This is a genomic window from Cellvibrio fontiphilus (assembly GCF_042646205.1).
Taxonomy (GTDB): Bacteria; Pseudomonadota; Gammaproteobacteria; order Pseudomonadales; family Cellvibrionaceae; genus Cellvibrio; species Cellvibrio fontiphilus_A.
The window spans coordinates 449,998-472,884 of sequence record NZ_JBHRTF010000006.1; the positions used below are offsets into that span (position 1 = coordinate 449,998).

Consider the following 22,887-nt stretch of genomic DNA (forward strand, 5'->3'; position numbering starts at 1 on the left):
TTGACGTCCAATTTACCCTGAACATTTGGTTATAAATGGCGAATTGGAGCCTAGCTGCTATAACTAATGGCAATATCGCCGGTAAAACAGCTGTATTCGCCGGTTTCCCGAATTGAGTATCCGTTTTTAGTGGAAAAGCCCATGCAACAATTTCTGTGTTACTGGTTGGCTGTATGTGCGCTGGTCGCCCCGATGTGTAGCGCTGGCGAAGCAAATACACCTAAACCATCCGATGTGCGGGTAGTGATTGATATATCGGGCAGTATGAAAAAAACTGACCCCACCAACCTGCGCAAACCAGCGGTGGATTTAATTGTGCGCTTGCTGCCAGATCAGAGTAAGGCAGGCATCTGGACCTTCGGCCAATCAGTAAACATGCTGGTGCCACACAGGGTTGTGGATGCGCAATGGCGCACTGAGGGAACAAATAAAGCCAAGGCAATCAATTCTGTGGCCATGTTTACTAACATAGGCGCCGCATTGGAGGCGGCTGCGGCTGACTACGCCGCGCCTTCAAATGACTACAACCGCCATCTGATTTTGTTGACCGACGGTGTTGTCGATATCAATAAAGAGGCAATGGTCAACCTCAATGAACGCAAACGCATACTCACCGAATTACTGCCGGCCTTAAAAGCCTCTGACTATCGCATACACACCATCGCACTTTCCGCTGATGCCGATCAGGAGCTGATGAAAAAACTATCCATTGCAACCGATGGGGTGTTTGAAGTTGCCGATACGGCCGACGAATTAATGGCGACGTTTTTACGTATATTTGATCAAGCTGTGCCTGCCGAGCGGGTTCCCCTTGATGAAAATGGCTTTTTAGTGGACAGCAGTATTCAGGAGTTCACTGCCCTTATATTTCGTCGCGCAGAGGTTCCGGCATCGGTCATTATTGCGCCGGATGGCAAAGAATATTCCGCGACCGACCCAGCCAATAACGTTACCTGGTATCGCACCGATAAATACGACCTTATTACGGTTCAGCAGCCTGCCGCTGGGCAATGGAAAGTAAAAACCGAGATGGCGCCCGGCAGCCGGGTGACGGTAGTCAGTAATTTGCAATTGCTCGTTGAGCCGCTCAAAAGCAATATCAAACCCAATCAAACTCTTGATCTGGTTTATTCCTTTGTCGCCAATAAAGAAACAGTCACCAATAAAGACTTTTTGAATTTATTGACTGGTGAAGCCTTTATTACTTCTGCCAAGAGTAAGGAAAGCAGAACAATTTCCCTGACAGCTCCCGCTGATGAAAAGGGAATATTTGCCGGTCAGTTGGATGGCTTCAGTGACTTGGGCGCCCACGACATAAAAATCCTTATCGATGGCAAAACCTTCAAACGTGAGTTTGTTCATCGTGTAAATGTCAGTGAGTCTGCGTTTCGTGTGGAGAAGCGTATCGATGAAGCCGAAGGCAAAAAAACCTATGTTTATACGGCATCAGCGGATCTTGAACTGGTAGATGTGAATGCCACCAAGGTGACGGCTGTTATCAAGAATTCCCAAGGCAATAATCTGGAGCGTGAGCTTCATGCGATTGAGCAGTCGCGCTGGGAGTTCTCGTTCTCGCCAGTAGAAGTGGCGCGTTACAACATTTCCATGCAGGTAACAGGGGCTCAACTGGACGGCAGCCCTTTACAGGAAACTATTGTGTTGGATGATTTTGCCTACCCCGATGAAGCCAGTCTTTTGGCGGGTCAGGCTGCGTCCAGTGAGGTCAGTGCCGAGTCTTCTGCTGCGGCAAGTGAAGCAGCCGCTGAGGTTATGGAAGCGCCGGCGAGTGATAAGTCGTCCAATACCTTGATCTATGTGGCGATAGGTTTGGCCAATTTATTAGTGCTGGTGTTGGGTTTTGTCGCCTATAGGGTAATTGCTGGCAAAGGGCATAAAGACGAACTGGCAGAAATGGAGAAAACCTTGAACACCTCCGCGGCCGATCTTAGCAAGAGTGCTAAGGAAAAAGCGGCAACTGCAACTGCCCCCGCAGCGGCGCAGGCCGGCATGCCTGCTTCAGAAAGTTCAGCGATGCCAGGGATGGAAGACAATTCGGGAATGGATTTGTCCATGCCGGATGATTTGATGGCTGATAATCTGTTCCCGCTGGATAATATGGAAGAAGACAGCAACAAAGATAAATCCTGATGTTCAACACCCATGTCTTAGGGGGTAAACCCCTCGATTCAGAAATCCATTTTTGGCGTGAACCCACAGATCGCTATGCGTTGGTGGATCGTTTTTATCGCAGCCAAGGCTACAGGGTCAAAGCAGCGAGTACAGAAGCTCTATTTACGCTGCATCATATTGGGCAAGCCGGTGTGGCAGAAATCATAGCCGCCGCGCGTTTGGTTCCCCAAAGCTCCGGCCACTACTGGTTACGCAATTTGCTGGTGGCTAAAGACTGGCGCGCAAAAGGCTTAGCCTCTTCATTGATGCAACAATTGCTGCCGTTGCTCGCCCCGCAGGGGTGTTACTGCTTTGCCTTGCCTCATTTGCACCAGTTCTATACCCGCTTGGGTTTTGACCTGGAGCCAGAACATTGCCCCGATGACATTCGCCAAAAACACAAACAATATCGCAACCGTGGGCGCGATTGGCTGCTTATGGGATACAGGGAGCTTGCGACTTAGTGGCAAATACCAATCCCACCCCAGTTTGCCGCCAGCAGAATTAAGCCAAGGCATTGATGCCGCTTGGATATAGGGTCATAAGCAATTCCGGTTATAGGGAAAAGCTACTGGCGAAGGTGTTTTTTAGTATCTATCTTACAAGACAGCTGCACTGGTTTTTAGCAACACGATTGATAACGCAATAAGGAGTTACCATGAAAATAGACATCGGAATTACCCAAGAGCACCGCGAGGAAATCGCCCAAGGCTTATCCAGGTTGTTGGCAGACACCTATACGCTTTACCTCAAAACCCATAACTTTCACTGGAACGTGACCGGCCCTATGTTCCAGACCCTTCACTTGATGTTTGAGACCCAATACAACGAATTGGCGCTAGCGGTAGATTTAATTGCCGAGCGTATTCGCTCCCTGGGGTTCCCTGCGCCGGGTACTTACAAACAATACGCGCAGTTGAGCAGTATCAAAGAGGAGGAGAGCATTCCTGCGGCTAAGGATATGATTCGCCTCCTGGTTGAAGGCCAGGAAGCTGTAGTGCGCACAGCTCGCTCGCTTTACCCTTCGGTTGAGGCGGCAAGTGATGAAGCTACTGCAGATCTCTTGACCCAGCGTATCCAGTTGCATGAAAAAACTGCCTGGATGCTGCGCAGCCTACTGGAATAACCTCTCCGGTTTTCCCGACTACTGCAAAAACCCGGTTCGCCGGGTTTTTTTGTACTTATTCCCCGCACAACTGCCGCTTCTGTTATTCGTCTCATGCCTGATTACGGGTGTCATTTTTGATTTCACGATTTTTTACCCATCGATAAACTGTTTATAAGTCATTGAATATTAAAGGCTAATTTTGTGTTCGCCTAAAAACACCTTACTCGAACTTCCCACCTTGGCAATCCTCAATTAACTCGGACGCCCGAACTTTGCGATGCGGCAACTATAGGCTTGCGCGACTGCCTTTAAGGGGCAGAAAGCGTAGGAAAAATAAGACTAGTGAGTAACTGGCACAGGGTCCTGTGCAGTATGCAGCGACCACAACGAGCGGCAAGTTACGATAACAATAACGGTTCGAGGATTATGCTCATGCAAACCCCAATCAACTTTAGAAAAAAAATCATTGCAAGCGCGATTGCAAGCTATGCCCTGGCAGGCTTCAGCGGTGCGGTAATGGCGCAAGACAATGGTGTGGAAGAAGTCGTAGTTACCGGTATTAAAGGCAGCTTGCAGCGCGCTATGGATATCAAGCGCGACGCAGTAGGTGTGGTCGATGCAATCTCTGCAGAAGACATAGGCAAAATGCCTGACTCCAACCTGGCTGAATCCCTGCAGCGTATCCCTGGCGTATCTATTGACCGTGTAAACGGTGAGGGTAGCAAGGTGACTGTTCGTGGTTTGGGCAGTGGTTACAACCTGGTGACCTTGAACAATCGTCAAATGCCTGCATCCTCTTTTGGCACCAGCCGCTCATTTGAGTTTTCCAATTTGGCGTCTGAAGGCATTTCCGGTGTAGAAGTATTTAAAAGCGGCCGCGCTGATGTGCAATCAGGTGGTATGGGAGCATTAATCAATATTTTGACTCCTCGCCCGCTCAGCAGCCCGGGTTTGAAAGCCGTTGTATCAGGAAAGGCGGTTCGCGATGAATCCTCAGTTATGGAAGGTGGCCTGACTCCGGAAATTTCCGGTTTGCTCAGCAATACCTTCGCCGATGACAAAATTGGCGTTTCCTTGACCGGTAGTTTTCAAGAGCGTAATAGCGGCAATCGCCAATCCCAGGTGAGTGGTTGGTTTGTCCATCAAGCCGACAAGCCAACAGGTGGCTGGGACGACTTACCCGGTAGTTATACCGATGTACCGGAAGGCAGAAGCCGCGCGCTTCCCTCCGAGATCATGTACCGCGTTAATGAAGTAAACCGCAAGCGTACCAACGCCCAGCTGACTCTCCAGTATCGCCCGGTAGAGACGCTGACCGTGACGGCGGACTATCTCTATGTTGAACAGGAGCGTGAGGACAACAATTTTGGCACCGGCCTTTGGTTTACCCGCCCGGGTGACGGTTCGCTTGAGATTGAATGGAGTGATACCAATCCTGCTTATCCGCTTTCTTACACCGAAGTCGCAAGAACCAAAGAACTTAACTATGTGATCAACCACAACCAGGCTAAGTCTGATCTTAAGTCTGCCGGTTTGAATGTTAAGTGGGATGTGACCGATAACCTGGTGGTGGAGTTGGATGCGCACAAATCAGACTCCTACTCTGGCCCTAACGGTAAGTGGGGCGGCAATAACCAGTTCCACTTCGGTATCATCGACGACTACAAGGTACACGTCGATTTCACCAAAAAGTATCCGCTGATGCAGTTTGAGTATGCAGATGGCCGTGATCAGGTGATCCCCGATACTACCCGTATGCAGTTGACCAACAACATTTTCCGCGTACAGGATCAAGACTCCGCGGTGGATGAGTACCAGTTAAAAGGTACTTACACCTTTGACGATAGCTTTATCGACAACATTAAAGCGGGTGCAGGTACTAACGAGATCACCAACAAATATTATTTCCTCGGCCTCCAACAACAAAACCAGGGTACTTGGAGTGGTGTGCAAGGGGCTGATGGTGTTGGCGATATTCCACAGTACTACTGGATTATTGACAGACTGACCAACTACTTCGATAACAGCGAGTTCAGCAGCCCTTACTTCCAAAACACGATTGTTCGCGCCAACTGGCATGAATTGTTGGATGTGAGTGCAAGACTCTATGGCACCGATTCCGGTCCTTGCCCAAGAGCCTATTGCACTACCCGTGACAACACCAAAGCTAACGATGGTTTGAATGACGATCTGACCATCGAAACCACTGACTTTGCTTACGTACAGTTTGGTTTCAAGCCTGAGATTGCCGGTATGGAATCTAACCTGGCGGTCGGCGTGCGTTATGAAACTACTGATGTTGAATCATCACAATATGTGTCTGCGTACCTGCCTCTGGTCAACTGGGAAGGCGGTAACGAATACAACCTGACGCCTGCAGGTAGCGAGTACGGTTTCTCTACGGGTAGCTATTCAAAAACCCTGCCTAACGTCGATTTTGATATCTCCTTAACCGACGATGTTAAAGCGCGTGCGTCGTTCAGCAAAACTATTGCGCGTGCCGACTTTGCCGACTTAAGAGGTGGTTTCAACTGGAATGCTGCGCCGCGTAGCAATGAAGTTACTGGCTCATCGGGTAACCCAAATCTGAAACCAATGGAGTCAACCAACTTTGATATATCCGCGGAATGGTATTACGCCGATTCCAGCTATGTATCGCTGGGTTACTTCAAAAAAGACGTTGCTGACTTCATCGGCGGTTCTGCTCCGCAAGAAGGTTCAACCGAAGAGTTGCCCGGTGGTATATCCGAGCCTTTCCGTACACCTTTCGGTGGCGCGCGTTGGAATGAAGCGCTTGCAGCCCTCGGCGGTAACGCAACACCTCCGCAAATTTCTGCCTGGATTCGCGCCAACCGTCCTGAGTGGGTAAATGACAAAGGCCATATTCCAGCCGTTGCAGGTGACCCCATTCTTAACTACGAGATCAGCCGACCAATTAACAACAAAGAAGCGGCTATCGATGGTATTGAAATTGCGTGGCAGCACACTTTTGGCGAGTCAGGTTTTGGCTTCCAGGCGAATGCTACCGTGGTGGATTCCGATACCGAGTTTGACAATGCATCAACCGGTGAACAGTTCGCTGTTTATGGCTTGAGTGACTCTGCCAACTTTATTGGTTTCTACGATAAAGATGGTCTGCAAGCACGTTTGGCTTATAACTGGCGCGATGACTTCCTGAATGGTTACGCAGGTTATACCGAAGCCTACGGCCAGTTGGATGCTAGCGTAAGCTACGACCTGACTGATAACTTGACTGTGTCCATGGAAGCACTGAACCTGACTGATGAAGATACCCGTACCTATGTACGCGATACTGGTATGACATCAAGTTATGTTGAAACTGGTGCGCGTTACAACCTGGGTGTTCGCTACAGCTTCTAATTTGATTAGATGATGTAATAGCACGAAAAAAGCCGCTGGAAACAGCGGCTTTTTAGTAACTTGCTCAAACTGCATTTTCCCGGAGGCGCCGTGCCTAACTTCGCATTATTAAATAATATTGACCATAAAAATCTGCGCGTGATTCGTGAATATTTCCCACAGTATGGCGATGGTGAAATGTCAGTAGTGACGTTTCCACAAGAGTTTCGTGCGATCCAAAATGAGTATCCCATTTTTTTTAAGAAAGACCCGGAAACAGCAAAGTTCATGTCGGTTGCGTTGTTAGGTTTGCGCCAACATGAAAATTTATTTTTGTCCGAAAAAGGTTGGGATGCGCAATACATTCCTGCATCGGTTAAAAGGCGTCCATTTTTAATTGGGATTCAACCACCTAAACCGGGTGAGGGGGATCAGCCGAGCCGTTTGGTGTACGTTGATATGGACAGTCCGCGTGTCAATGAAGTTGTAGGTGAGCCGGTATTTTTACCCCATGGCGGTTATTCACCCTATTTGGAATCCATGGTGGATCTATTGGAATATATCCATTATGGCACTGCATTGAATGAGCAATTTGTTGACGCATTATTAGCCTATGAATTGCTGGAAGTGGTTACTTTAGAAATTACATTGAAAAATGGTGAGCGTAATAATCTTGCCGGGCTCTATACCATCAATGAAGACAAATTAAGTAGTTTGGCGGGCAGTGCAGTCGCAGAGCTTCATGCAAAAGGTTTTTTGGAATGCATTTATATGGTGTTGGCTTCCCAGGCTAATGTGCTCAAATTAATTGCTCGTATCGAGGAAAAGTTATCCGCTCAGTGAATTGCCTGCATTATTTCAAAAAAATAAAGCTATTTAAGGTTAAGCGGCCAACAATTGGATTGGGGCGAAACTGGAAGTTTTCGGGAATAGAGGCAGAGTGTAAAAGATCACTTGGGTACATAATCAAACGATTGAAGTTGGCCTCATATCGGCCAATTTCTTCGTAGTATTGGTTTGAGCCATTTATGTATTTTTTTTGCCAGCTTGTATCTTGCGCCTCTACGGCAAGATGTTCACCGTAAACATCCATACGCTCTGGCGATAGTTGCTCAAAGCCAGTTGCTCTGTGACGATAAAAAGAGGTACCGCCTTTATCTGGCGTGCAAAGGTAATGCACACACGCCAGTTTTTCTTTATGGATGGTATCAACATGCGGTCTGGATTGTGCGGTTGCCAATCGTGCAGGCGGCGTGAGTATTAGTGAATAGGTCGATAAAGAGTAATTTATATGTTGCCGGTTGAGATTAAATGCCTCATGCATAAGGTCTGGCAAATAAGCCTGTAATGCATGGCTATAAAATTCCGGCGCATTGGACTGTATGCCCGGGTAAAACTCTGTTCCATCGCGAAAATCGCCAAATTTTATCGCAAAGCCAAGCAGAGCTTCTGCTTCATGTAAAAAATTATCAATCACTAATACGGGTGTTTTTTCATTGCCGATGGTATCAATGCGATAACGGAATTGTTGGTGTAATGGTGGGAAAAAACTGTTGCCATTCATGATAGTAAACCATTCGTTTTTATCCCACCGATTATTGCGGATTTCTTGGTGAATTTCTATAAATAACCCGTGTTTCCAGTGCAAACAAACTGTTTGTTTCGGGTGGGGATAAGGTTTCATCAGTGCGCTGGTTTTGCGTTTTTATCGGCTGCAAATAATCTGATGAATATTCTTGTTGTGTGCTGATCCATAGCAATTGGATTTTGCGGATATTAACAATCAAAATGAACTTACTATTACAATAATCCTGGTTGATAAAAGGGCCTATCAACCGCCCATAACTTACTGTGACCCACAAGAAGAATTGATCATGCTAGACATTCCAACCCGCGTGAAAGAAATTCACGGCATAGATCCACACCAGATTCCACCGGAGCTGCTCAATTCCAATGAGCCGGTGATTCTCAAAGGCATAGCGTCGCACTGGCCGCTGGCACAGGCGGGATTGCGCTCCCACGAAGAGGCAGATGGTTATTTGCGCTCGTTTTATAGCGGCCAACCCGTGGGGGCATTTGTAGGCACACCCGATATAAATGGGCGCTATTTTTACAACGCCGATTTCACCGCGCTGAACTACACCTCGGTGCGCGCGAGTCTGGATCAGATACTGGATAAATTGTTAATCCACAAAAACGATGAGCAGCCCCCTACGTTTTATGTAGGCTCCACCACAGTGGATCTCTGTTTGCCGGGGTTTCGTGAACATAACGATGTAAAAATCCCACACACCGATAAGCCACTGGTAAGTATATGGATTGGAAATAAATCGCGTATTTCTTGCCATTTTGATGCACCTGACAACCTGGCCTGTAGTGTAGTGGGGCGGCGGCGCTTTACGATTTTCCCGCCAGAACAAGTGGCAAATCTTTATCCCGGCCCGCTGGATTTCAACCCCGCGGGCCAGCAGATCAGTTTGGTGGATTTTGCCAACCCCGATTTTGAAAAATTCCCGCGTTTTAAAACCGCGATGGCGGCAGGGCAGGTGGCCGAATTAGACGCTGGCGATGGTCTTTATATTCCCAGTATGTGGTGGCATCACGTGGAAGGTTTGGGGGCGTTTAATGTACTGGTGAATTACTGGTGGCGAACCTCGCCCGCGTTTGTTGGCCCGGGTGTGAATGTGCTCAAACACGCGCTATTGGCTATTCGCGATTTGCCTGAGCGCGAGCGTGCGGCCTGGAAAGCCCTGTTCGATTTTTATATTTTTGGTGATAACGACCGGCCGCGTGAACAAATTCCACCAGCAGCGCAAGGCTTGCTTGCACCACTGGACGATGAAGCATCGCGCCAGCTGCGCGCCTGGCTGATCAACCGTTTGAATCGCTAATAGCCCGCAGGGTATTATCCCCAGCCTATTTGCCGGGGCGCTGAATCCGCAGCGCTCCGGTCAGCATGCCGGGTTGATATGTCGAATATTTGGTTAACTTATAAACAATCTATTGTGAATGTCATGGGGGCGGATCAGTACAAACTGGTGCGCCGCCTGAGTGAAATTGAAAAGCTGGCGCGCGCTGAAAAGCCCTACAGCGACGCACTGGAAAAGTGGCAGGCGCAGTTGGCGCGCTCCCAAGCCAGGGTGCAAGCGCGCATGGCCCTGGTGCCAGAGCAGATTGAATTTCCGCCCTTACCGGTGTGTGAAAAACGCGACGAGATTGCGCAGATCATTGCCAACCACCAAGTCGTGGTACTTGCCGGTGAAACCGGCTCGGGTAAAACCACACAAATTCCAAAAATTTGCTTGAGCATTGGGCGCGGTGTTAAAGGGCTAATCGGCCACACCCAACCGCGCCGAATTGCGGCCAATACGGTTGCCAATCGCATCGCCGAGGAATTAAAAACCACGCTTGGCGATAAGGTGGGTTATCAGGTTCGTTTTAGTGATCAATCCACAGAAAATACACTTATTAAAGTGATGACTGACGGCATTTTGCTGGCAGAAATCCAGAACGATCCCTTCCTCAATAAATACGACACGCTAATCATCGACGAAGCGCACGAGCGCAGTTTGAATATCGATTTTTTGCTCGGTTATTTAAAACAGCTGTTGCCCAAACGCCCGGATTTAAAATTAATTATCACCTCGGCGACCATCGACCTTGAGCGTTTTTCCCAACATTTTAATAACGCGCCTATTATTGAAGTCTCCGGGCGCACCTATCCGGTCGAGGTTTGGTATCGCCCGCTGTATGAATTTGAAAATAGTGATGACAGCGAAGCAGAGCCGGATCAATACGCTGCAATTGTTGATGCCGTGCATGAAATTGAACTGCATGAAAAAACCGGTTCAGGTCAGCGCGGTGGTGACATCCTGGTATTTTTAAGTGGCGAGCGGGAAATACGCGAAGCGGCGGAAGCGCTGCGCAAAGCGCAATTTGCGCACATGGAAGTGATCCCTTTTTATGCGCGTTTGAGTTTGGCGGAACAGCAAAACGTGTTTGCGCCACACACCGGTCGCCGCATTGTATTGGCCACCAACGTGGCAGAAACGTCCATTACTGTGCCGGGTATTCGCTATGTGATTGACCCGGGTTTTGCGCGTATCAGCCGCTATTCCTATCGCACGAAAGTGCAGCGCTTGCCGATTGAGCCTGTATCCCAAGCCAGCGCCAACCAGCGCAAAGGTCGCTGTGGTCGCATTGCGGAGGGTATTTGTATTCGCTTGTACAGCGAGGAGGATTTTAATTCTCGCCCGGCGTTTACCGATGCAGAAATTTTGCGCACCAATCTTGCCGCGGTTATTTTGCAAATGTTGCAGTTGCGCATGGGCGATATTCATAAATTTCCGTTTATCGACGCGCCCGATCATCGCCTGATTAGCGATGGTTTTAAATTGCTGGAAGAATTGCACGCGGTTAACAGCAAAAACCAGTTAACCCCTGTAGGTCAGCAGCTCAGCAAATTACCCCTCGACCCGCGTTTGGCGCGTATGCTGCTTTCAGCGCAGGAGCAATCCTGTGTGCGCGAACTATTAATTATCGCCAGCGCCTTGTCGGTGCAAGACCCACGTGAGCGCCCGGTAGAAAAACAACAGGCGGCGGATCAAATGCATCGCCGTTTTTGGGCAGAGCATTCCGATTTCCTCGGCTTTGTCAGCCTGTGGGATTATTTTGAAACCCAGCGTCAGGCGCTGTCGCAAAATCAATTGCGCAAACTTTGTAAAAAAGAATTCCTCTCTTATTTGCGTTTGCGCGAATGGCGCGATGTGCATCACCAATTGTGCGTGGCGGTCAAAGATTTGGGCATTCGTGTTAACAGCGAACCAGCGAATTATGAAGCCATCCATAAAGCCCTGTTGACTGGTTTACTGGGCAATTTGGGTTTCAATCATGAAGAGCGTGAATACCTGGGCGCGCGCAATCGTAAGTTTGCGATTTTCCCCGGCTCGTCACTCGCTAAAAAAACACCCAAGTGGATTATGGCGGCGGAGCTGATTGAAACCTCCAAATTATTTGCTCACACGGTTGCCAAAATTGAACCTGAATGGGTGATTGCGGCGGCAGAGCATTTGGTAAAACGCCAACATTTTGAACCGCATTACGATAGCCGCAGCGGTCAGGTAATGGTGTATGAAAAAATTACCCTTTACGGCCTGACGATTGTGGAGAAAAAATCGGTCAGCTACAGTCATATAGACCCAGCGCAGTGTCGCGAAGTATTTATTCGCGCCGCCTTGGTGGAGGGGCAATACGATCAACACCCCAAACGTAAAAGTTTGCGCAATAAAAATCCCGACAGCGATTTTTTTGCCCATCAACAACAGTTGCTGGCAGAGTTGGAAGAGCTGGAGTCCAAGGCGCGCCGCCGCGATATTCTGGTGGATGAACAAGTTATTTTTGATTTTTACAACGAGCGAATTCCCGCACAGGTAGTTAACCTTACCGGGTTTGAAGCCTGGCGCAAAAAAGCCGAACAACAAAATCCTAAAGTTTTGTTTTTAACGCGCGAAATCTTAATGCGCCACGGCGCGGGTGATATCACCCAGGCGCAATTTCCCAACGAGCTGGAATGGCGCGGCATGGTGTTCCCGCTCAGTTATCACTTTGAGCCCAATCACGCTTTTGATGGTGTCAGTATCCATGTGCCCATGAGTGTGCTGCATCAGGTTCCTGAGCATAGGTTGGAGTGGTTGGTGCCGGGCATGTTGCGCGAGAAATGTATTAACCTGATTAAATCCCTGCCTAAAAACCTGCGCAAACATTTTGTGCCGGTGCCCGATGTGGTGGATAAAATACTGGCGGTACTAGCGCCCGATAACAAACCCCTCAGCGAAGCCCTAGGTGTGCAATTAAAACGTTTGACCGGTGTAGATATTCCCAAAGAAGCCTGGCTGGAAACCAGTGTTGATGACTACTATCGGTTTAATATTCATGTGGTGGATGACAAAGGAAAAATTATCGCCAGCGGCCGCGATTTAGCACCACTGCGCGATAAATATCGCGAGCGTGTGCAACAAAATATTCAATCGGCGGCAACCAATATTGAGCGCGAGGGTATTACCAGTTGGGATTTCCCCGAACTGCCGCAGGCGATTCAATTGCCCCGTGGCGGCATCAGTATTCGAGCTTATCCCGCTTTGGTGGACAAACAGAGTTCGGTTGCTTTGCAGGTGCTGGATAATCCATTACAGGCCTTGGATATAAGCCAGCGCGGTATAAGCCGCTTGATTTTTTTGTCCTTGAATCAAACGGTAAAATATTTGCAAAAGGAATTATTAAAAGGGCAGGAAGTCGCGCTCACCCTTGCGGGCATAGGCAACCGTGAGCATGTGGCGGATGATCTTATTATGGCGGCGATAAAACAGCTGGCAGTGCCGGATCAGCAACAACTGCCGCGCACCCATGCTGAGTTTGAAAACCGGGTTGAATTGGCAAAAGAAAAATTAATTGTACAGGCACAGGACTTGGCCAATCAGCTGGTTGCTGCGTTAAAACTCTTGGTCGAGGTAAAAAAGCAACTCAAGCAACAAAAAAATATGCTGATGTTGGCGTTCACCATCAGTGATATCAATCAGCAGTTGGGAGAATTATTTTACCCTGGCCTGGTGTACAAAACCCCGGCAATTTGGCTGCAGCAGTATGCAAAATACTTGCGCGGTATCCAGCAGCGCCTGGAGAAGGCCGCGCTCAATGTGCAAAAAGATAAGCTGCAGCTGGCGGAAATTGCACCGCATTGGCAGCGTTTAGTGGATTATCTGGCCAAAGAAGGCGATTATCGACTGGTGCAAAATAGTGACTTGCAAGACTATCGCTGGTGGATTGAGGAGCTGCGTATCTCCCTGTTTGCTCAAACCCTCAAGACCCTGGTGCCCGTTTCACACAAGCGTTTGGATAAACAGTGGGAGCAGGCTATGCTAAAAGCCCAAGCATGATTGGTGTTGGCCCAGCTATACTTTTTCCGTTATTAACTACGAAGGAGCTTTTATGAATAACAAAATTACTTCCATGTCCGCATTAATGGGTGTTGCATTAGGTGCTTCTGCAACCCTAACTCCGGTGGTAGCGGCAGATGCCGGCTTTTCCGCCCAAGCGCTGAATGCGGGTTACACACTCGCCCACAATCACACCGAAAAAGCAGACGGTGAGCATAAATGCGGTGAAGCAAAATGTGGCGCTGAACACAAAAAAGCAGAGGGTGAAGGCAAGTGTGGCGAGGGCAAATGCGGTGCCGAGAAAAAAGCCGAAGGCGAGGGTAAGTGTGGCGAAGGTAAGTGCGGTGCCGATAAAACCGAGAAAAAAGCTGAGTAACCTTGTCGTTGCCATCTGCTAGCTACACTGCCGCTGTCTCTGGCGCGGGCTTGGGCCTGCGCCGGAGTTTGCTGGGTAGTCTTGAACATACAACACCGGAAGATATTCAGTTTTTGGAAGTGGCGCCAGAAAATTGGATTAATCTTGGCGGCCGTCTGGGTAAAAAAATTCGCAGCTATACCGAGCGTTTTCCATTTGTTTGCCACGGTTTGTCCCTCTCCATAGGCTCCCCTGCACCGTTAAATACCGAACTACTTCGTGCAATAAAAACCTTTATGCAAGTGCACGGTATTCGCTATTACAGCGAGCATTTAAGTTATTGCTCCGATGATGGTCAGCTTTACGATTTACTACCTATCCCTTTTACCGAAGAAGCAGTGAATTACGTTGCTGATCGCATCTTGCAAGCTCAGGATATTCTTGGCCAGCGTATCGCCCTGGAAAATTCCTCCTATTATTGCGCGCCGCAACAAGAAATGAGTGAAAGTGAATTTATTAATGCGGTCATTAAAAAATCTGACTGTGCGCTCTTACTCGATGTGAATAATATTTACGTTAATAGCGTTAATCATGGCTACGATCCTTATGAGTTTTTAGCCAGTCTGCCCGGTGAACGAACGGCCTATATTCATATTGCAGGGCATTATCACGAGGCAGAAGATTTGCGTGTGGATACCCACGGCACTGCAGTAATTGACCCTGTGTGGAATTTGCTTGAACGCACCTACAGCATTTTTGGTGTGAAACCAACTTTGTTGGAGCGCGATTTTAATATCCCACCTTTGGCTGAGTTAATGGCCGAATTGGAGTGCATTAAACGTTGCCAAAAACAGGCGGTGTTGCCATGAACAGCTTCCAGCAAACGCAATTAGATTTTACGCGTTATTTGCGCGCACCCGCTGAACAACCCTTGCCGGTTGGTGTTGAACAGCGGCGCATGGAGATTTATCGCGACCTTATTTATAACAATATTGAAAATTTAATCGTTGGGGTTTTCCCGGTGCTGCGCTCACTGGTTGCTGATTCGCAATGGCATTGCCTGATACGCGAATTTATTAAACAGCACCGCTGCCAAACCCCTTATTTTTTAGAAATCAGTGAAGAATTTTTACAATTTCTGGTGAAATCCCGTTATCTGGATAAAGATTTTCCTTTCACCTGTGAATTGGCCCATTACGAATGGATTGAATTGGCGCTGGATACGAGCGAGGCAGAGCTGCCAAGCTACCAAAAGCTGCCTAATGATATTTTAGCCGCCACTTTTTCTTTATCGCCCCTGGCTGTTACATTGCATTATCAATATCCGGTTCATAGAATCTCGCGGCAATTTAAACCGCTGGTGGCCGATCCAGTGAACTTGGTGGTTTATCGCAACCGCGATGACAAGGTTTGTTTTATGGAAGTGAATTCACTTACACAAAGGCTGCTGTATTTGATGCAAATCAATCCTGCCAGTGCTTTGGGTGAATTGCTAAACCGGATTGCTGCCGAATTGTGCCATGATCAGCCCTCTGTGCTAGAGGGCGAAGCTAAAGCGCTGGTAGCAGGGTTATGCGAACTGGGTGTTATTTATCCCGCCGCTTAATCGGCTAGAATTGCCCGCTGTCATATTTCTGTAACTTTGTGTTCACATAATGGCAATAACAATGACACACAAGTGTCATGTTTGACTCAACGACCCAGTGCTCAGGATATGAGTACTATTATCATCACTAGGAGACAACTCCATGAAAAAATCATTACTGGCCTTTGCAGTGGCCTCTCTTTTCCCAATGGCTGCAGTTGCCGACGTTGTAGTTTACGGTAAGGCAAACGTTTCTATTCAGCATGCTGATGAGCAAGCAGCAGACGATAGCCAGGTTGAATTGGTTAGCAATGCTTCACGTATTGGTGTGAAAGGTGGTGAGGAGATTAATTCCAGCCTGAAAGTCATTTATCAATTCGAATATCAAACAGAAGTGGACGATGGTACCAATGGTTCTCAAACCTTTGGTCAGCGCAATATTTACCTCGGCTTGCAAGGTACTGCTGGTACCTTTATCGGCGGTCATTTTGATACCCCCACCAAGGTTGCTCAAGAAAAAGTAGATTTGTTCAATGACCTTGAAGGTGACATCACCCAGATTTTCAAAGGTGAAATTCGCGCAAGCAATATCGTTCAATACACCACCCCAACCTTTGGTGACGGTTTTGCTGGTTCGGTTGCTTATGTAACTGAAGAGAACAATGGTACTACCCCAAGAACGGGTGATGGTGCAGGTGTTTCTGCATCCTTTGGTTACACATCGCCAGTGTTCTACGTGGGTGTTGCTATGGACCAAGACGTAGAAGCCGAAGATACCGATCTGGTTCGTTTGGTGGGACGCTTGAATGTTGGTGCTTTCCAATTCGGTCTGTTGGCAGAAAACTATGACAACGGTATTGTTGATGAAGACGGTGCTTTGGTTTCAGCTTTGTGGAATCTGACTGATAAGTGGGCGGCAAAAGCGCAATACGGTCAGTCAGAAGTTAAAATGGCTGATGGTGAAACTGCAAGTATTGGCCTTGATTATAAAATGACAAAAGCAGCTACTCTCTACTCTTACATCACCACGGTAGAAAATGACGTGATTGCTCCTGCAGCACAGCGCGACGACACCTATGTTGGTGTAGGCATGGATTTTAAATTCTAATTCTGTGCTCTGTTGATAACAAAGGGTGCTTCGGCACCCTTTGTTGTTTCTGGTAGATCGAGAAAATTGAGGTCAAACGATGAAAAAATTATACAGCTCCCTGTTAGTAATCTGGCTGGCTAGCGGTGGTATACCTGCTGCATTTGCCGACGAGGAATGTGCTAATGCCGTTGATGCCGCTGACTCAATGAATGTCAACCAAAAGGAATGCGATTACAGCGATCAAGGATTAAATGGATTTTTGCAAAAAGCATTTAAAAAGGGTGAGGAGGGCGCGGTATTAAACACTTCCAATAATGAAAACCAAACCGCAGCTAATGCTGTGCCTATAGACCAGAACAAAAACGCAAGCCAGCTTGCACAAAACAGGATCTTGCAACTGAGTGCAGAGGTAGAAAGTTGGGCAAATGTTGCTTTGGTAAAGCAGCAAACCTTGCCAAAATTAATGGAGCGCTGTTCCAAGGGGTTCACTGTGGTAAGTGAAAGTTATTTGCCGTTAGCCATGGGGCGCCTTGAATTGCGTATTGAATACAAGTGTTTATAGCTTTGCTTAAAACCAGTTTCCCAAATAAAAAAGGCCGCCAATAAATGCGGCCTTTTTTATTACAACAGATTATTTTTTGTAATTGACTACGGCGATGTAGTGCATAGCGGTGGGTTTATTTTCCACAAAGCCTGGAATAAATTTGGATTTTTTCAGTGAGCTTTCGATGCTATCAGCATCGGCTTGTTTACGCAGCGCCGCTTCAATGGTGCTGACGGTTTCTACTTTTCCGTCGGCTTCAATGTTGGCCATCACACGGGTCATTTTGCCTTCGGCAAAAAATAATTTACCGTCGCCGCGCTCTTTGGTGGTGTAGTGTGCGTACCAATCGCTGGTGTCCAATCGCTCTTGTGGTGCGAAATAGTGAGTGCCGTATTTTGCTTGCAATGTGCCTAGGTTCGGCAGCAATACAATCGGTGCCTGGGTTCCGCCCAATGAGTAGACAACACGCATTTGCATTCTCACTGGTACTGCTTTGCCATCGATAGTCGCGGGTTCAAAGGTGGCGGATTTCAGTGCAGACTCAGTAGTTTTTTGCATGGAAACCAACGGGCTGTTTTCGTAGCAATTAACGGCGTTGATATTGCCGGTGCTCATTACATCCGCCTGGCAATAAACGGCAACGGTATTTACACCCTCGCCAAAAGAGGCGGGCAGGGTAATCTGTTTAGTTAATGTTTCAGCTGCATTGCCGAAGTTAGCAGGGGTATAAGCAGTGGCGTAGCTCGCAAATGGAACTGCAGCCGCTACAATTGCCAGTGAGCGAATCAATTTTTTAAGAATATTGTTAGTCATTTTAGTGCTCCTCGTGAATCAATAAACGGCAACCTGCACCCTTTCGGGTCAACGATCTCCGAACTCATTGTCAGATTAGCACCGGCCTTAGCACACTATTGTGAATAGTTTGTGACAATTTCAGGCCTAAACACAAAAAAGTTAAAAATTTTTTGTTATTTGCACCGCTTTTATAAATATCCTTACGGTAGAAATAGTGGCAAGCGAAAAAAAGCCACCCGAAGGTGGCTTGTGCAATCCTTTTAAATAAATCTCCGTTAGATCCATTTCCGTATAGGCGGGACATCCTGTCTCTCTCTATCCTTTTTAAAAGTTGTAGCTGATGTCAAGGCTGATGCTGGTGCCTACTTCTTGACGAAGGATGGTGACATCTTGCCCTTGCACATTGGTTTGGGTGATTTCACGATCTTCATCCAGCAAGTTGCGCAGTTTTGCTTTGAGGATGAGCTGCTCAATTGGATAGTAGGAATAGGTAAAATCCAGCGAACTAAACGGTTGCTCAAAGGCATCGTCGTGACCAGTATCAACCGCAGCGAGTGTCAGTTTTTCACCGGCGATATTGTAGGAAAGCGCCGCGCCGTGTTTACCATCATCAGAGTCATAACCCAATTGCGCATTGAGCACGTAAGGTGATTGGCCACTCATGGTGCGAACGCTATTGGTGTAACCACCGTTGGTGGGAGAAACCACTTCTGAATCACTTAAGGTCAGGTTACCTGATACGAAAAATCCGTAATCAAGATTCCACAAGCCTTCAAATTCCACACCGTAGAGCTCACCAGACAAGGCGTTTTCAAAACTCATGATGATGTCGCTGTCTGAACCGGGTTCCAGTTTTTGTTCGATAGGATCAGTGATGTCTTTGTAGAACAAAGAAACGGTCAGGTTATTGCCGCCATCGAAATACCATTCACCACGTAAATCGATATTATCCAACATGGAATCGCGCAGGTTTGGATTGCCGCGCACGCGGATATTCAATTCAGGATCGATATAAACCACATCGGCCATTTCACGCAGGTCAGGGCGCACCACCGTTTGCGCATAACTCAAACGCAACTGGAAAGTTTCTGAATTCATGAAGCCATCGTTGATGTAGGTTAATGCCGCCGATGGATACACATCATCACTGCGACGAGTGTAAGTCTGGTTTTCGTTTTGCAATTCCTTGATCAGGTTTTCCAGCGTAATGCCGGTGTAATCGAGCAGATCGAGTGGCAACAATGCGGTGCGGAAATCTTCGTAGCGCGCACCAGCGGTGATACGCCAGGTATCGCTCAGGGTTGCATCGATCATCCCGTAAAACGCATCGGTCATTTGCCCGGCAATATAACTTTCGGTACCGAAACCGCGGCTCATGGTCAATTCAAAATCGTTGTTGAGGTTATTGATGTTGCTATCGGTAAACACATCGCCCGGCATGCCTTCCAGGAAGTTGCCGCCACCCACATCAATCAGCGCTGTGTAACCAAAATATTGGCGCGATTTGTCGTTGTAGCTATAACCGCCGCTGAGCGTAACTTCGGCGTTGTCAAACAACAGGGGTAATTTTGCATTCCAGCCGTGGCTTATTACATCGTCTTGCAAATTCAAAAATGCAAATTGTGCAGATGAATTGGAGGTAATGCGTGTACTGAGAACTTCACCGGTTTGTGGATCTACCGTGTTATCACCGCCAATGGTGGTTGCGCCAGGAATATTGGTTTCCACTGTGGAATCCGAATAAAACCAATCGACACTGATATCACCCAAGGTATTGCCGGAAAGTTGGTCGAACTTATGTGTACCCAAGGCCTGGGTAATTTCAACTTCGCGATCCTGATAGCGGGTTTCGTAGGTAACTTTTTGGTTGCCGTCAGCCAAATTGTTGTTGCTGTTTTGCGCAAAGGTAATGGCTGCTTCATCGGTTTCGTTACCGATCAACATGTAACTGGCTTCGATGTTGTGCATGTCTTGATAATCGATACCAACACCAATCGAACCCAGTTCTTTTGTGTCTTCCTGGGTGCGTTTAGTGGAAGAGTAGGTGACATCGGGTGAGCCTACGCCTTGGCGGATTTGGTTTTTGTTGCGCCATTCGGTTTTTTCAGACCAGTTGAGAATGCTGCCGACAGTCCAATCGTCACCAATATCCCAGGAGTTGCCGAGTGCAACCGAGCCGTTTTGATCCAAGGGTGAATCGTCTTCGCGGATAGCGACATCGCGGTTTAATGACAGCATCAAGCTGCGGTTGATCGCAATAGATTCCTGCGCTTGTTCGGGCGTCACACTGTTATCGACTTCGGTACTTAGAATACGGCGGATACCGTTGATATCCAGATAGCCTTGGTAAGTGTCCAATGCTTGGTCGATGGCTTTTGGTAAGCCACTGGTTTTACCGCCACCTGAATAGGTGATATCGCCATCGCCGCTATTGGTATTGGTGCCGGTGCCGAGGGTGATGTTAAAAATAAATTCGTCCGGAACACTCTTGGTGCGGATGTTCACGTTGCCGCCGCCAAAGTGCGCGGGCAGGTCAGGTGAATAGGATTTCTGGATTTTTAAACTATCCACGATGGATGCGGGAATAATATCCAGCGGTAATACATTGCGCGTTAATTCTGGCGATGGCACTTGGGCGCCGTTCAATTGCACGCTGGAGTAACGCTCACCAAGGCCGCGCACATAAACGTATTTGCCCTGGTTTAAGGTCACGCCGGTCACACGGGTGAGCGCGACGGCAACGTTGGAGTCACCGGTGCGGGAAATTTGGTCTGAACCCATCAAGTCAGCAGCGAACGCATCTTCCATCCGCTCTTGCACAATTGTTTGTGCGCCACTTTGTTGGCGGCCGGTTACTAACATTTCTTCCAGCACGGGCGCTTCTATCGCAGGCATTGGAATACTTGGTTGCTCATCGGCTTCTTGGGCGAAACCGGGTTGTGCCAATACTGACAGTGAGGCAGCAGAAATGGCGATAAATAATTTGTGACGGTTGAGTAAACAATTTTGCATGGTCATAACCTTTTCTGATTCGTTGGTCTGCAGGGCGCGGCATCTGGTGTTATCAAAAAGAGAGGCGCCCTAGGGCGCCTCTTTTCCGTTGCCAGCAACAAGGCGTATGTATGCCCTGAATTAGTTGGCGGTCATGCCTACAGTCCAGCCTGAAACCCAGTCGTTGCTTTCGCTAACAGCACCGATGAAGTTCACGCTATCAAAGAAGTTGTTGCTTCCTGCTGCTGGTGCAGTAGTGGTTGATGGATTTTCAGACAGTTTGGTCACGTCGGTTACCGGTACAGTGATCGCTGCCGCGTTGCCATCGGTCATGCTCGCCAGAGTCAGGTAAGCGCGTGGGTTGGTCGCCAAATCTTTGAGAATGTTGGCTGGCAAACCACCGGTAACTGCAGAGTCGATTACCACGTTGTTGTTGCCTGCTGCGGTGAACCAGGTTTTCAGGTTGAAGCCAGCGTTGCTTGGATCAACCTTGCCGGTTTTGATCGCTTCGGTACAGGCAACCAGGGTGCTCTTAACAACAGAGATACCTGCTTCCATCGCATCGCCAGTTTGTGGGCCTTCGGTATCATCGTGTTCAAAACATTCGTTAGATGACATACCGGTGGCGTTTGAGGTGATGATCGAGTTGTAGATTTCAAACTGGGTGCCTTCACGCAACAGTGGGCCTTCTGAGTCACCTTTAGAGGTTGGGAAGGTGCCTTGGTTGGTGTCAACCGCGCTGGTCACACAGGTGTGGTTGGAAATACGTGGGTGGGTCATTGGCAGAATGCCATCGCCGCGACCTTCACCGGTGTTGTCGCCTTCGATACAACGGTTTGCACCGGAGGTATGGATGGCCAGTGCGAATTGGATGTTACCGACGTAGCCATCAGCAAAGTCGAAAGAGTCATCGGCAACGTTCACAGCAACTACGTGCTTGAGGTTTACTGCACCGCCGAACATTTCAAAGCCATCGTCACGGGTAGAGTAGGTTTGTACGTAATCGACAACAGTACCTGAGCCAACGGCGTAGAAGGTAATACCGTTCAATTCATTGCCATCAACCACTTCATAACCAGCGTGCTTAACAACAACGTAACGCAATACGCCAGAGGATTCGCTGTTGTTGTTGCCGCCGTAAGTGCCAGGACGGCCTTCAGAGGTCACGTGACAGTTGGCCGGGTCGGTACATTTGTTGGTCAAACCTTGACCGAGTATTTGGATGCCGCCCCACAGACCGCGATCACCTTCGGTTGCTGCGTTTTCTATCAGATCTTTAGTCGCGCTGAACACGATAGGCGCTTCTTTGGTGCCTTCTGCAAAAATTTGTGAGCCGCGCGCTACACGCACGTAATCAACCGGGTTGCTGAACGCCAATTTGGCGCCCGCTTTGATAGTCAGGATGGGGCCAGCGCCAGCTGCAGGTACCGCAGCACCAGCGGCAACATCGTTGGCATCAACATCTTCACCGACAAACAAACTGTCCTGGAAAATGTGTACGCCGTTGTTTGCCAGAGCGGGGATTTCAAGGTCGGCGGTCAGTGGGCGAGTGTCGCTCACAAAAGTTACGCCGTAAGTACAGTTATTGCCGCTGAAAGTCCCTTGGAATTTTTGACCGCCCAACTCATAAGAGGCGCAGGGGTTAGTGGCAACTGAAGAGCTGCTGGCGCCGTTGTTATTGGTGGTATTGTTGTTTGAATCAGTCACAGTATTGCTTGGGTTCAAATTGATATCACCGCCACCGCATGCTGCCAAGGTTGCTGCCAGGAGGTTCAGTGCAAAAATATTCTTCAGCTTCATGAGTTAAGTCTCTTCTCAGTTGTCACAAGGTGTAAGTGAAAATCGCTGCGCTGTTTTGATCCCTAGCGCTTAGGTGACGCTATCTTTGATGACAAATGTGAAACTTGGACGACAGAATGATGAAAGTTTTGTTTCTGAAAAATGGCAGAAATATTTCA

The 22,887-nt window shown here is 48.2% G+C and carries 16 protein-coding genes; 12 read left to right on the top strand and 4 right to left on the bottom strand.

What is annotated here, in order from left to right:
* Window positions 1-141 precede the first annotated feature (141 nt).
* The 5 genes from ACFODX_RS15835 (at window position 142) to ACFODX_RS15855 (ending at window position 7,480) form a co-directional block, all read left to right on the top strand.
* Window positions 142-2,148 carry a VWA domain-containing protein gene (locus ACFODX_RS15835; RefSeq protein ID WP_378120918.1) on the top strand — a complete coding sequence of 669 codons (2,007 nt, stop codon included), beginning with the start codon at window positions 142-144 and terminating at the stop codon, window positions 2,146-2,148.
* Complete coding sequence (locus ACFODX_RS15840) at window positions 2,148-2,633, top strand: GNAT family N-acetyltransferase (protein ID WP_378120920.1); 486 nt, start codon at window positions 2,148-2,150, stop codon at window positions 2,631-2,633. The genes ACFODX_RS15835 and ACFODX_RS15840 overlap by 1 nt, the downstream gene beginning before the upstream one ends.
* A gap of 194 nt (window positions 2,634-2,827) precedes the next feature.
* Complete coding sequence (locus tag ACFODX_RS15845; protein ID WP_378120922.1) at window positions 2,828-3,295, top strand: Dps family protein; 468 nt, start codon at window positions 2,828-2,830, stop codon at window positions 3,293-3,295.
* A gap of 414 nt (window positions 3,296-3,709) precedes the next feature.
* Window positions 3,710-6,658 carry a TonB-dependent receptor gene (locus ACFODX_RS15850; protein ID WP_378120924.1) on the top strand — a complete coding sequence of 983 codons (2,949 nt, stop codon included), beginning with the start codon at window positions 3,710-3,712 and terminating at the stop codon, window positions 6,656-6,658.
* A 90-nt stretch (window positions 6,659-6,748) separates the two neighbouring features.
* Entirely contained in the window at window positions 6,749-7,480 is a 732-nt protein-coding gene (locus ACFODX_RS15855) for a SapC family protein (protein WP_378120926.1), read from the top strand.
* Window positions 7,481-7,490: 10 nt separating this feature from the next.
* Here ACFODX_RS15855 and ACFODX_RS15860 read toward each other — a convergent pair whose 3' ends face one another.
* Window positions 7,491-8,321 (bottom strand): DUF6445 family protein, encoded by an 831-nt coding sequence (locus ACFODX_RS15860; RefSeq protein ID WP_378120928.1) that lies wholly within the window; start codon window positions 8,319-8,321, stop codon window positions 7,491-7,493.
* Between the two features lie 190 nt (window positions 8,322-8,511).
* Between ACFODX_RS15860 and ACFODX_RS15865 the strand changes: the two genes are divergently transcribed.
* The 7 genes from ACFODX_RS15865 to ACFODX_RS15895 all read left to right on the top strand — a co-directional run bounded on the left by ACFODX_RS15865 (window position 8,512) and on the right by ACFODX_RS15895 (window position 17,161).
* Window positions 8,512-9,528 carry a cupin-like domain-containing protein gene (locus tag ACFODX_RS15865; RefSeq protein ID WP_378120930.1) on the top strand — a complete coding sequence of 339 codons (1,017 nt, stop codon included), beginning with the start codon at window positions 8,512-8,514 and terminating at the stop codon, window positions 9,526-9,528.
* Between the two features lie 78 nt (window positions 9,529-9,606).
* Window positions 9,607-13,569, top strand: coding sequence for an ATP-dependent RNA helicase HrpA (gene hrpA / locus ACFODX_RS15870; protein WP_378120932.1), 3,963 nt, complete (start codon window positions 9,607-9,609; stop codon window positions 13,567-13,569).
* Window positions 13,570-13,621: 52 nt separating this feature from the next.
* Window positions 13,622-13,945, top strand: a complete 324-nt coding sequence (locus ACFODX_RS15875; RefSeq protein WP_378120935.1) for an HvfA family oxazolone/thioamide-modified RiPP metallophore — start codon at window positions 13,622-13,624, stop codon at window positions 13,943-13,945.
* 2 nt (window positions 13,946-13,947) lie between these two features.
* Window positions 13,948-14,793 carry an HvfB family MNIO-type RiPP peptide maturase gene (locus ACFODX_RS15880; protein WP_378120937.1) on the top strand — a complete coding sequence of 282 codons (846 nt, stop codon included), beginning with the start codon at window positions 13,948-13,950 and terminating at the stop codon, window positions 14,791-14,793.
* Complete coding sequence (locus ACFODX_RS15885) at window positions 14,790-15,530, top strand: HvfC family RiPP maturation protein (RefSeq protein WP_378120938.1); 741 nt, start codon at window positions 14,790-14,792, stop codon at window positions 15,528-15,530. The genes ACFODX_RS15880 and ACFODX_RS15885 overlap by 4 nt, the downstream gene beginning before the upstream one ends.
* Before the next feature lie 142 nt (window positions 15,531-15,672).
* Complete coding sequence (locus ACFODX_RS15890; protein ID WP_378120940.1) at window positions 15,673-16,617, top strand: porin; 945 nt, start codon at window positions 15,673-15,675, stop codon at window positions 16,615-16,617.
* 79 nt (window positions 16,618-16,696) lie between these two features.
* A complete protein-coding gene (locus ACFODX_RS15895) occupies window positions 16,697-17,161 on the top strand; it encodes a hypothetical protein (RefSeq protein WP_378120942.1) in 465 nt (154 codons plus the stop codon).
* Between the two features lie 69 nt (window positions 17,162-17,230).
* Here the strand turns inward: ACFODX_RS15895 and ACFODX_RS15900 are convergent, their stop codons facing one another.
* From ACFODX_RS15900 to ACFODX_RS15910, 3 genes are all read right to left on the bottom strand, one after another.
* Window positions 17,231-17,956 carry a hypothetical protein gene (locus ACFODX_RS15900; protein ID WP_378120944.1) on the bottom strand — a complete coding sequence of 242 codons (726 nt, stop codon included), beginning with the start codon at window positions 17,954-17,956 and terminating at the stop codon, window positions 17,231-17,233.
* Between the two features lie 306 nt (window positions 17,957-18,262).
* Entirely contained in the window at window positions 18,263-20,950 is a 2,688-nt protein-coding gene (locus tag ACFODX_RS15905; protein WP_378120946.1) for a TonB-dependent receptor domain-containing protein, read from the bottom strand.
* Between the two features lie 120 nt (window positions 20,951-21,070).
* Window positions 21,071-22,729, bottom strand: coding sequence for a hypothetical protein (locus tag ACFODX_RS15910; RefSeq protein ID WP_378120948.1), 1,659 nt, complete (start codon window positions 22,727-22,729; stop codon window positions 21,071-21,073).
* Window positions 22,730-22,887 lie beyond the last annotated feature (158 nt).